The organism is Sphingobacteriaceae bacterium (genome assembly GCA_002319075.1).
GTDB lineage: Bacteria > Bacteroidota > Bacteroidia > B-17B0 > Aurantibacillaceae > Aurantibacillus.
Genome location: NVQB01000001.1, coordinates 4,026,014 through 4,038,048 on the forward strand (window position 1 = coordinate 4,026,014; position 12,035 = coordinate 4,038,048).

General features: G+C 40.3%; 7 protein-coding genes and 1 tRNA gene. 3 read left to right on the forward strand and 5 right to left on the reverse strand.

The window, feature by feature from the left end:
* Window positions 1-74: 74 nt before the first annotated feature.
* Window positions 75-1,700, reverse strand: coding sequence for a hypothetical protein (locus CNR22_17365; protein ID PBQ33470.1), 1,626 nt, complete (start codon window positions 1,698-1,700; stop codon window positions 75-77).
* Window positions 1,701-1,908: 208 nt separating this feature from the next.
* On the opposite strand from CNR22_17365, the gene CNR22_17370 reads away from it, so the two are divergent.
* Complete coding sequence (locus CNR22_17370; GenBank protein ID PBQ33471.1) at window positions 1,909-2,295, forward strand: hypothetical protein; 387 nt, start codon at window positions 1,909-1,911, stop codon at window positions 2,293-2,295.
* A 6-nt stretch (window positions 2,296-2,301) separates the two neighbouring features.
* Here the strand turns inward: CNR22_17370 and CNR22_17375 are convergent, their stop codons facing one another.
* Window positions 2,302-3,609, reverse strand: coding sequence for a ribosome biogenesis GTPase Der (locus CNR22_17375; GenBank protein PBQ33472.1), 1,308 nt, complete (start codon window positions 3,607-3,609; stop codon window positions 2,302-2,304).
* A 114-nt stretch (window positions 3,610-3,723) separates the two neighbouring features.
* Here CNR22_17375 and CNR22_17380 point away from each other — a divergent pair, with 114 nt between their 5' ends.
* Together CNR22_17380 and CNR22_17385 are read left to right on the forward strand one after the other, a co-directional pair.
* Window positions 3,724-7,833, forward strand: coding sequence for a hypothetical protein (locus CNR22_17380; protein ID PBQ33473.1), 4,110 nt, complete (start codon window positions 3,724-3,726; stop codon window positions 7,831-7,833).
* Between the two features lie 74 nt (window positions 7,834-7,907).
* Window positions 7,908-7,983, forward strand: a tRNA-His gene (locus CNR22_17385).
* Window positions 7,984-8,378: 395 nt separating this feature from the next.
* Here the strand turns inward: CNR22_17385 and CNR22_17390 are convergent.
* From CNR22_17390 to CNR22_17400, 3 genes are all read right to left on the reverse strand, one after another.
* Window positions 8,379-8,597, reverse strand: coding sequence for a hypothetical protein (locus tag CNR22_17390; protein PBQ33474.1), 219 nt, complete (start codon window positions 8,595-8,597; stop codon window positions 8,379-8,381).
* Window positions 8,598-8,709: 112 nt separating this feature from the next.
* Window positions 8,710-9,186 carry a GyrI-like domain-containing protein gene (locus tag CNR22_17395; protein ID PBQ33475.1) on the reverse strand — a complete coding sequence of 159 codons (477 nt, stop codon included), beginning with the start codon at window positions 9,184-9,186 and terminating at the stop codon, window positions 8,710-8,712.
* Window positions 9,187-9,279: 93 nt separating this feature from the next.
* On the reverse strand, window positions 9,280-11,937 hold the full coding sequence (locus CNR22_17400) for a DNA topoisomerase I (protein PBQ33476.1): 2,658 nt from the start codon (window positions 11,935-11,937) through the stop codon (window positions 9,280-9,282).
* Window positions 11,938-12,035 lie beyond the last annotated feature (98 nt).

A 12,035-nucleotide genomic window follows, 5' to 3' on the forward strand; every position in this document is an offset into this window, starting at 1 on the left:
ATCTATTGTCTAATAAAGAGTAGTATTTTCCCTGTTTAGTATTTATTAACTGTCGCGATTAAACGCGTTCCTATTCAGGGTTTCTTTAACAGGTAGCCTTTTTCAAGTATAACTGTTTCTTTTTCACTAAGGCCAAGGTCTATATTTTCAGTGATCTCAGTATATCCTTTTTTCTTCACTACTAAAGAGTATTTACCGCCACGCATCGTAAAAAAATATTCTCCGGTTTCATTTGTATTAGCTGAGGCAACTTCATTGTTGTCTGCATCTTTTACAATTACCACAGCATCCTGAACACCATACCCTTCGTTCCCTTCGCGAATAGTGCCTTTTAAAATGCTTAAACCATTGCTTGTTTTTACTTTGCCATCTGGCTCTAAAATAGCGTAATCTTTTAAATCAATTTTATAGATATCGGCGTCTCCAAGCCCTCCTTTACGATTGCTTGAAACGTAAGCGAAACGGCCGTCGGCACTCATGGATAATTGCCCTTCTTTACCGCTGCTGTTAATTGGATAACCCACATTTACCGGGGTACTCCATTTGCCTTTTGAATAAACCGTTTTAAAAACATCGTAACTCCCCATACTTCCGGGGCCATTGCTGCAAAAGAAAAGCGTTTTGCCATCCGGTGCTAAAAACATGCCACCTTCGTCGTAAACGGTGTTAATCTCTGAGCCAAGATTAACCGGGGTTCCCCATTCTGCTTTACTCACTTTCTCTACCATCCAGATGTCGCTCCCACCGAAACTACCTTTGCGCTCGCTGGTAAAAAAATAACGCTTACCATCAGGAGACACGCAGGCGCCACCTTCCCAATAGGAAGAGTTAATAGGTTTGCCCAGACTTTCAGGAGCTTTCCATTTTCCATTTGCTACTTTACTCACGAATACACTTCCACCGCGTTTGTCGGCAACTTTAGCATCGTTGTAATAAATAAAAATTTGTTTTCCATCGGGCGAAATACTTGTTACCGCATCGTGCGCTTTGGTGTTGATAGAATTACTAACACCTGAAGCTTTTGAAAAATTCCGAGTGGTGGAATCTAAAGTAGCAGTGTAAATGTTTTCGAAATATTTTCCGTCACCTTCTACATCTGTTGGGTCGTTGGTTGTTTCAGGACGGCGTGTTGTGAATACAAGACGACTTCCGTCTGCGGTAACACATGGGTTTTTATCATCAAATTTACTGTTGATATCAGTACCAAGATTTGTAATAATAACATTTACAGGTGCAGCCATCATCTTTTTTGCGTTTTCGCATTGACTCAGGTAAGTGTCAGCGTCTTCTTTCGTTTCTTTATCTTCAACAGGCGAAGCTTTAAAAAGTTTAAATTCCTGAATAGCTTTGTCTATGCTGTCTTCTGCCTGGTAAATTCGTCCAAGCAAAAAATGTGTTTCAGGCTTCACATCCTTAGGTGCTGCAAGAGCCTTTAAAAGGCTGGTTTTGGCGTTTTGCGTTTGACCTAAGTTATAATAACACTCGCCTATGTAATATTTTATGACCGAGTTAGTGGGATTGCTTTTTTCAACTTCTCGGAATGAATTCAGAGCACTCACATACTGGTGACCCAATAATTTTTGCTTGGCTGAAAATATTTTGGCGTCATCAGAAGCCGAAGCAAATACGTTTCCTTTGTTCTCTTTTTGTCCAAATGTATAAACAGAGATTAAAAGTAAAAGACAGGTAATTTTATTCATAGAGTAACAGTTTAGCGAACCTAAAATACAGGTTATTTTGCTAAAGTAGCGTTATTGTGGAAAAAGTTTTATGTTTTTCGATCAGGTTTCTGAGCTAAATTTTAAAGCTTATGAAGTGTTGAGGTAATTGAAATTTCACTAAATTTGAAAATCTCAAAAGAAATTTCTGGATTTATTATTAATGGATTTTTTTTAGAAGATTTAAACTATGAAGAAAAAACTATTTATCCTGGGTGCCACTGCTGTTGCTTTTACAGCTCTTGTTTTAGCGAGTTGTGCAAAAGACATGGGCAAACTGCCTGAGCCTGCACCTGCAGGAACTTTAAGCTGTGATACTATTACGTATACAAAACATATTAAAGCTATTGTGGATGCCAACTGTGCAATTCCTGGCTGTCATGATGGTTCCAACTCAAATCCTTTAATGAGCACTTATGAGCAGGTAAAGGATAGAGCAGAAGCAGGAAGAATTCAGGCACGTGTTATTGATCAGCAACCCTCGTCTATGCCGCCATTAGGAAATTCTAATCCTGTGTTGACGGCTGAACAGAAAGCTTTGATAAGCTGCTGGCTTGGCAATGGTTATAAAGAGTAAACTGCTCTAGGTTTTTTTACGCATACTTACTACGATCGGCACACCAGAAAAGTCGTAGTTTTCACGTATTTTATTTTCAAGAAAACGTTTGTAAGCTTCAGTCACGTACTGCGGCAGGTTGCAATAGAACATAAATAATGCTTCCGTTTTTAATTGTGTAATGTATTTTACTTTTACGTACTTACCCTTCACCGCCTGCGGTGGTGTGCTTTCAATAAGGGGCAGTAAAAAGTCATTCAACTCACGGGTAGGAATGTGACGTGTTTTATTTGCATAAACAGTCATTGCAATTTCCACCGCTTTCATAATTCTTTGTTTGTCGTGAACGGAAATAAATAAAATGGGAATATCTTTAAAAGGCTTAATGCGCTCGCGGATCTTTTCTTCGTATTCTTTAGCTGTCTTGGTATCTTTTTCAATTAAGTCCCACTTGTTTACGATGATAGCAACGCCTTTACGGTTTCTTTCGATAAGGCTAAGAATGCTCAGATCCTGAGCTTCTACACCTTGCTCTGCATCAATCAAAAGTAAACATACATCACTTCTTTCAATGGCATTCACACTGCGCATTACACTGTAAAATTCAAGGTCTTCATGCACTTTAGCCTTACGGCGAATGCCTGCAGTATCAATTAACCAAAAATCATGGCCGAATTTGGTATAGCGTGTATTAATAGTATCGCGGGTTGTTCCGGCTACAGCTGTAACAATATTTCTTTCTTCTCCCAATAAGGCATTTGTTAATGAAGACTTTCCTACATTAGGCCTCCCTACAATGGCAATGCGTGGAATATTTATTTCTTCAAGTCCGCCTTCGTCCTTAGGAAGCATAGCTACCAAAGCATCTAACATGTCGCCTGTGCCGCTTCCACTGATAGCGGAAATAGGAAAAACATCTCCTAAACCGAACTGGTAAAATTCTGCTGAATACGCAGCTTTTTCGTGACTGTCAACTTTATTAGCAACCACAATGCACTGCTTTTTACTTTTGCGAATGATCTTGGCTACTTCTGTGTCATACTGAGAAACGCCTTCTACCACATCCACCACAAATATCAAGGCCGAACTTTCGTCGATCGCAATCTGAACTTGTTTGCGGATCTCGCCCTCAAAAATATCCTCGCTGCCTCTGATATAACCACCTGTGTCTATAACACTAAACTCAACACCCTGCCATTCTGCTTTACCGTAGTGACGATCACGGGTAACACCCGCAACTTCGTCAACAATAGCCTGACGGGTTTCGGTTAAACGATTAAAAAGTGTCGATTTACCAACATTGGGTCTTCCTACTATAGCTACTACATTTGACATAAGGGCGCAAAAGTACGAAATTTAACCCAAATAGGTAGCAGAAAGGTGAGTATTGACTAAAGTATTGGGCGCTGTCATCTTGTGAAATAAACCTAATTCTTGTATATTTGATTAATGTCCAATAAACTGCTCCTAATACTTCTCTCTTTCGGATGTTTTTGCCTCTCCCACGCCCAAAGTGATAGTAATCCCCGTGTTGTTAGTCCCCACGTTAGCCCGGCCCTAAAACTCACAGAAAATCTTGGTCAGTGGCAATCTGAGGTGCTTTTTAAGGCACAGTTAGATGGTGGAGCGCTTTACGTCGAAAAGGCCGGTTTAACTTTTAATTTTTACGATAAGAAAAAATACAGGGCTATTCACCATGGGGGGGCGCTTAAAAACAAGTTCAGTAACCTTGATATTAATTGTCACGCTTATAAAATTAAGTTTGAGAAGTGCAATACGGCAGCAGCCATAGATAAATTTCAAGCTGGACCAGATTACGAGAATTTTTTTCTCGGAGGCGATAAAACAAAATGGAAAAGTGGGGTAAAAAACTATCATCAGATTTTCTTAAGGAATTTATATCCGGACATAGATTATGAACTCATTACCGCGGTGAATGGCCTTAAATATAATTTCCATGTAAAAGCGAAAGCTGATCCTTCCTTAATTAAGATGCGCTACCAGGGGATAGACAAACCAAGATTAAAAGACGGGACTTTGGTTTTATCGCTATCTGTAAACGAGGTCATAGAGCAAAGACCTTATGCTTACCAGCTAATTAATGGAGTAGTAAGGGAAGTGAAATGCGACTATCGATTGAGAGATAATGTAGTAAGTTTTGAATTTCCTGAAGGCTATGATAAAAACCACGAATTGATAATCGACCCAATCCTTGTTTTTGCAGCTCAATCGGGCTCAAATGCCGATAATTTTGGAATGACCGCTACTTATGATAACCAGGGAAACTTATATTCAGGAGGCACCATTTTTGATGTAGGTTATCCCACAACTACCGGAGCGTACAGCTCTTCTTTTAATGGCCCTGCATACTACGGTAATACGGATGTGGTAATTACTAAATACAGCTCGAGTGGAAGCAGTTTGTTATTTTCCACCTATTTTGGAGGCGGGTTTACTGAAACAATTCACAGTATGATTGTGGATGGATCTGGTGATCTTTGCATTTACGGTGTAACAAGCAGCAGTAATTTTCCAATGCTATCAAACAGTTATGATCCTACCTTTAATGGGGGGTCATTTATAATGTTTGTAGCAAATGGTCAACGTTTTGTAAACGGAACAGATATTTATGTTTCAAAATTTAATTCTTCCGGAACCAGCCTCCTTGCTTCCACCTATATTGGAGGAAGTGCTAACGACGGATTAAATCATAGCAATTCAGCGTCAGGTTTCTACCAGGTGCCCGCAACACCACCTGCAACAGGCGTTATAACAGTGGCCGAACCCGATTATGTAAATTTGCAATATAATTACGGCGACCAGTGCAGGGGCGAAATACAAGTAGATTTGCTTGGCAATATTTACATTACAAGTTCTACCCGCTCTTCCGATTTTCCAACTACCAATGGGTTTGACAGCAACTTAGGAGGAACACAGGATGGGATATTGGCGAAATTTAATTCGGGCCTTAGTTCTTTACTTAACTCTTCATTTATTGGCGGTAGCGGATTAGACGCCGGCTACGGTCTTATTGTGAAAGATAATTTTGAAGTCTATGTCACCGGTGGCACAACCAGCAACAATTTCCCGCATGCATCTGGTGGCTATCAGTCTGCCTATCAGGGTGGAGCGGCGGATGGTTATGTAATTCGGGTGAATCCTGCCGGAAATAGTGTTATGAATGGCACCTATTTCGGGACCTTTCAATATGATCAGTCTTTTTTTATTCAGTCCGACAAATATGATAACGTTTACATTTATGGACAATCCCTCGGTAATATTCCTGTGGTTGTGGCGTCAAATGCAGCAAGCGTTTTTTCCGTTTCTGGCACGCATCAGTTTATTTCGAGATTTAATGCATCGTTGAATGTTTTAAATTTGTCTACAGTCTTTGGGAATTATTCAAACACTACTGACATTTCTCCTTCAGCTTTCGCAGTAGATAAGTGCAATAATATTTACATTTCAGGGTGGGGAGGTAATGTTATAGGAAATCCTTCTCCTTTGTCAAACATGCCCTTGATGATCCCCACCCAATCAAGTACAGATGGCTTTGATTTTTATTTTATGGGTCTGGATTCAAATGCCGTGAATCTTCAATATGGGTCTTATTTTGGAGGCAGCTTTAGCGATGAGCACGTAGATGGAGGTACTTCCCGTTTTGATCCGGGCGGACGCATTTATCAGTCGGTATGCGCGGGTTGCGGAGGGAATGATGATTTCCCGGTGACACCGGGAGCATGGCCCAATACCCCGGGAAATCCGAACCATTCAAATAATTGCAATAATGGCGTTATTAAACTAGATTTTCAATTGCAACTTACTATTGCAACAATCTCTACAAATACTTTATCAGGCTGTTCTCCGCTAACCGTTACCCTTACAAACGCTACTCCGGCAGGTGCAAACTCAACTTATACCTGGGATCTTGGAAATGGGAATACCACGTCCAGCAATATTAATCCGGTGGTAACCTATACAAATCCGGGTACATATACCGTTCAGTTAACTATAGAAGATAATACAACGTGTAATAAAATCGACAGAACTAAAACATATATTACTATTCTTCCAAAACCTTCCACCACTATTACTTTAACCGGAGGCGCCTGTACCACTACTATTCAGGCTACGCAGGTAACAACCGGTAACCTTGCAGCCAATCCTTATTTATGGAATTTCGGGAACGGAAATACAAGCACTTTGAGTGCTCCCGGGTACACCTATCCGAGTAATGGAACATATACGGTCAATCTAACGGTTACAGATGCAAGTGGTTGCGTGGAGATACAAACTAAAACTATTACCATATTCGATTTTTCTCCTGGAGCCCTTAGCACTGCAAGCCTTTGTTATGGACTAAGCACTAATATTATGGCCAGCGGAGGAACAAGTTATACCTGGATACCGGCCACTAATCTTAATAATCCTTTCATAGCGTCACCACTCGCAAACCCATTGGCTAATACCATCTACACAGTAACCATTTTAAATAACACTTCAGGATCGAATTGTCAGAAAACCCTTACCACCCAGGTACTGGTTCTGCCAACACCAACTGCAGGCTTTACTTACAGCGCTAACCCTTGTGGCGGAGATGTACGTTTTTATGATCAATCAGAAGACGATATCGTAAAATGGAACTGGATACTTGCCCCTGCGAAAACAAGTACACTTCAGAATGCTTATAATTTTTATCAGAATGGTGGAACGTTCACAGTAAGTTTGGAGGCAACAAACAGTTCTGGCTGCAAAGATCTTGCCGATACGGTTATAACATTGCTAAAACCACCACCTGTTTCTGTAAGCTCCACATCAGCGGTATGCCGCGGAGAACAAGCGCAATTGCACGCAACCGGGGGGATAAGCTATCTTTGGACGCCTTCGCAAACACTTGATTTTCCAAGCTCTTCAGATCCAGTAGCAACTCCCACAATTACAACCGACTATTCTGTAACGATAACAACTTCTGATATTGTAAACAATCAAAACTGTAAATTCTTATTAATCGCTGCAGTGAGGGTAGATGTTTTATCTGCTACCCAAATCGGTGCCTTTGCGAATCCTACATTAATTGATGTGGGGGATAATAGTACCTTGACCTATGTAGGAGATCCCGGTGCTTTTGTTACCTGGCTACCACCGGGAAGTACAAAGCCAGCTACAGGTTATACCGTTACCGCGTCGCCTGTTATCCCTACAACCTATACGGCTTCTGCACGACGTGGAGAATGCGAGGAAGATGTAACTGTTCATGTAGATGCCTATACGGAAGGTTGTATCGAAAGTGACGCGTTTATTCCAAATACATTTACACCAAATGGTGATGGAGAAAATGATCTTTTCCGTGTGAAGGGATTAAAATTGTATGAAGTCAACCTCGCTATTTATAATCGTTGGGGAGAAAAGGTGTTCGAAACCAACGACCTTGAAAAAGGCTGGGATGGTAAATACAAAGGTAAAGCTGTTGATGTGGGGGTATTTGGCTGGTACCTGAAAGTGAAGTGTTTAAACGGCGCCGAAACTTTTAAAAAAGGAAATGTGACTTTGATCCGATAATTCTTATATTTTTTTCTATTCTGTAAGAAAAAAATTATGTAAATTTGCCAACCTTAACTGAAAGGTTAAACACGGTAGGTATAGCTCAGTTGGTTAGAGCATCGGTTTGTGGTACCGAGGGTCGTGGGTTCGAGTCCCATTACTTACCCAAGCAAAAACAAAAGTAACCCCGCTCCGCGGGGTTTTTTTATTTTAATCTAGTCGTGTCGAAAGCTTGCTTTCGTAAGCGAATGGATTAAAATAAAAACGACGAAGTCGACTTTAGTTTTTGCTTGGGGGAACCCGCGTAATATCGGGACCGGCGTAGCCAATCCCATTAAAATTCATTAACGTGCTTTCGTAAGCGAATGGATTAAAATGAAAACGACGAAGTGCGGCAGCGGACATCCTCGCTCAAACTTTTACAAAAGGTTTGCCGTGTTTTTGCTTGTAGGAAGCCGCGTAATATCGGAACCGGAGTAGCCAATCCCATGAAATTCCTTGACGTGCTTTCGTAAGGAAAAAAAAATCAAATTCTTTAAATAGAAGAGAGCGCTGGAGCTTTTCTAATCTGAAAATCTCATACTTGGAACAATAGTTCGTTCAATGGATTGAAGAGCCGCCCTTTTAGCGCCATCCATCGTTGTGATTTTTTGTCCGCCAGCCTGGTTGGTGCTCCTGCGTAAATCTGGTTTTAGCGGATCAATATAAGATACGATTCCATCTTCAAGTATCACCTCGTAATTTTTGTTCCGGAACTGAACATTGGTTTTTTGAATGGTCATGACGCTAGTGGTTAGTTTTTACTATTTTAAAAGTACAGTCTCATTTCGCGAAAAGGAAAAAGGTTATAAACCGGTATCCGAGAGTTTTCAACTTTTGTTATGATTTTACCTCTTATTTTTTTCGGATAGGGATCCAAATCTCTTCTTCTGAGGCGGGGTCGTTGTTTTTGTATTTTGCTCCGAGGACCTCGAAATGCGGACGACTATCAAGCAAATATTCTGATTGCGGTAACCAGGTTCCTAAAATATATTGAAAGATGGACGGATCTGTGTTTAAGCCTTTGTAATGAAATACAGCGTACAAGCCTTCGGGTAAAATGAAACTCTCCATTCCTTTCGGCACCTGTTGATCATTGGAAACTTCTAAAGCAGCCCATTTTGTAAATTCTTTTTTTGGATCAAAATATTTGAAAAAATCCGCACCGTAAGATTGAACGGAATAAAGGTGGCTGCCAACAACATTTTGTATTTCTTCTTTTCGCGGCATAAAGCTTCCCCAAAGCTGAGGAGTAGTGTTCCCTGCAAAACTCATCGACCTTTGCATTCCAATAAGTTTTTTACTTTGAAGAGTTGTAATTTCCGGTAACATATTCTGAAGTGTCTTTTTCTTTTATGGAATGAAAATACAAAATCCGTTTCTTGTTTGGAAACGGATTTTGTAAGTGTATATAAATTCCACTAATTATTTTTTCTTTTTAGCAGCCGCCTTGCGTGGAGCTGCTTTTTTGCTGGCGGCTTTCTTCACCGTGGTTTTTTTTGGAGCTAATTTCTTAACCACTCCTTCTTTTTTTGGTGCTGCTTTTTTAGCTGCTCCGGTAATTTTTTTGGCCGACCCTTTTTTTCCTTTTTTATCAAAGGCTCCAGGCAACTGAATTTCAATCATCTTCTTCACATCTTCCAATGTTAAAGTACTGATCTCTTCAGGTGTGTATTTTCCGCCTTCTTCTTTAATAAGTTTCAGCATGTTTTTACCGAAACGGATAAATGGTCCCCAACGGCCGTTTTCTAAAGCGATTTTATCTTCGGGCCATTGTTGAATAAAACGGTTGGCTTCTTTATCTAATTTTTTACCTACCAGTTCGTCAATGTCTGACTGCGATAAATTATCAAAATTGTAAGCGCGTGGTACATTTATAAATAAATCTCCGTGTTTAATAAACGGACCAAAACGTCCTTTGCCTTTAGTAATAGGCTTTCCATGAGAATGTGCAATCGGTGCATCTGCCAGTTCTTTTTCAGTGATCAATTCTACCGCGCGATCCATATCTACTTTTAAAGGATCTTCTGTTCTTGGAATTGAAATATAGGCTTCACCCCATTTTACATAAGGACCAAAACGTCCAACACCAATCACCACTTCTTTTTCTTTGTAAAGACCAAGATTCATTGGTAATTTAAAAAGATCGAGAGCTTCTTCTAAAGTTAAATTTTCAATACTTTGTTCTTTTCTTAAACTGGCAAAAGTTGCTTTCTCTCCTGTTTCTTCGTTGGTTTCGCCTATTTGCGCCAGCGGCCCAAATCTTCCAATTCTAACGATAACCGGCTTGCCGCTTTTAGGATCTTTTCCTAAAGCACGTTCTCCACTGGCACGTTCACTGTTTTCGCTGGTGTTTTCTACAGTCTTATGAAAAGGTCTGTAAAATTCTTCCAGCATGTCGGTCCATTTAATTTTTCCCTCAGCGATCTCGTCAAATTCTTCTTCCACGCGGGCAGTAAAATTAAAATCAAGAATGTTTGGGAAATATTGAATTAAAAAATCGTTTACCACTGCTCCGATATCGGTTGGAAATAATTTATTTTTTTCAGCCCCTGTATTTTCGGTTTTGTTTTCTTTTGTAATGGTTGTGCCTTCAAAAGTCAGCATGGTATAATTACGCAATGTTCCTTCACGATCCGTTTTCTCAACATAATTACGTTTTTGAACCGTGCTGATAGTTGGTGCGTAGGTACTCGGACGACCAATACCAAGTTCTTCTAATTTTTTTACCAGGCTCGCTTCGGTGTAACGAGCAGGATGATGCGTGAATCTTTCGGTAGCTGTAATTTCTCTTACCAGCAATTTATCCCCTTGATTCATTGGAGGAAGAATCGATGAATTTTCTTCGTCTTCGGTTTCATCATCGTCCTTGCTTTCCATGTATACTTTTAGAAAACCATCGAACTTTAAAACTTCCCCTTGAGCTACGAATTGTTCGGGAGTAGTGCTGATTCCAACTTTTACGGTTGTTTTTTCAAGTTCAGCATCGGCCATCTGACTGGCAATGGTGCGTTTCCAGATTAAATCATAAAGACGTTGTTCATTGCGTTCCCCATCAATTTCTGAAGTAGAAATATAAGTGGGACGGATGGCCTCGTGAGCCTCTTGTGCGCCTTTACTTTTGGTTTTGTATTGACGAGGATTGTGATATTTTGCTCCGTAATTATTTGTAATAGCCTCTTTTGCTTGTGACATGGCGGTTTCCGAAAGGTTCACTGAATCGGTACGCATGTAGGTAATCTTTCCTGCTTCGTATAAACGCTGTGCTACAACCATTGTTTGCGAAACACTAAACCCTAATTTACGGGAAGCTTCCTGTTGTAAGGTTGAGGTTGTGAAAGGCGCACTAGGTGTACGCTTTGCAGGTTTTGTCTCAATACTATTGATGGCGTAGATAGCACCTTTGCATTTTTCTAAAAAAGCATTGGCTTCTGCTTCCGTTTTAAAACGGTTGTCTAATTCTGCTTTTAAAACACCTTTTCCCCCTACACTAAATTGCGCAGAAACTTTAAATGCTGAGGTAGATTGAAAGCTTTTAACTTCGCGCTCACGTTCTACAATTAACCTTACTGCTACAGATTGCACACGTCCCGCAGATAAACTCGGACGGATTTTTTTCCATAAGATAGGCGATAATTCAAACCCTACCAGGCGGTCTAAAATACGACGGGCTTGCTGTGCGTTTACCAGGTTTATGTCTATTTCACGGGGATTTGCAATTGCTTTTTGAATGGCCGGCTTTGTAATTTCATGAAAAACAATACGCTTGGTTTTGCTTTTTTCAAGTCCCAAAGTCTCGTATAAATGCCAGCTGATAGCCTCTCCCTCACGGTCCTCATCGGATGCGAGCCATACCATATCGGCACCTTTACTTAGTTTCTTTAATTCGGCAATTACCCGCTCTTTATCTGGCTGTACTTCGTATGTGGGTGTGAAATTCTTTTCCAGGTCAATCCCAAAGCCCTTTTTTACCAGGTCACGTACATGTCCAAAACTCGATCTTACCGTATAATCTTTCCCTAAAAATCCTTCTATGGTTTTTGCTTTTGCGGGGGACTCAACAATTACTAAATTTTTGCTCATACCTTATATATATGTGTCAATTTTTTGGGGTAGACCCAAAAAGTCTATTTTAAAATTGGCAAAGAAAAAAAATAATTCAGTTAAAATGCAAGCTAATC

What these genes read in the sequence shown, in the direction of transcription:
- CNR22_17365 (PBQ33470.1), bottom strand. Translation starts at nt 1,700, where the DNA reads ATGAATAAAATTACCTGTCTTTTACTTTTAATCTCTGTTTATACATTT.
- CNR22_17370 (PBQ33471.1), top strand. Translation starts at nt 1,909, where the DNA reads ATGAAGAAAAAACTATTTATCCTGGGTGCCACTGCTGTTGCTTTTACA.
- CNR22_17375 (PBQ33472.1), bottom strand. Translation starts at nt 3,609, where the DNA reads ATGTCAAATGTAGTAGCTATAGTAGGAAGACCCAATGTTGGTAAATCG.
- CNR22_17380 (PBQ33473.1), top strand. Translation starts at nt 3,724, where the DNA reads ATGTCCAATAAACTGCTCCTAATACTTCTCTCTTTCGGATGTTTTTGC.
- CNR22_17390 (PBQ33474.1), bottom strand. Translation starts at nt 8,597, where the DNA reads ATGACCATTCAAAAAACCAATGTTCAGTTCCGGAACAAAAATTACGAG.
- CNR22_17395 (PBQ33475.1), bottom strand. Translation starts at nt 9,186, where the DNA reads ATGTTACCGGAAATTACAACTCTTCAAAGTAAAAAACTTATTGGAATG.
- CNR22_17400 (PBQ33476.1), bottom strand. Translation starts at nt 11,937, where the DNA reads ATGAGCAAAAATTTAGTAATTGTTGAGTCCCCCGCAAAAGCAAAAACC.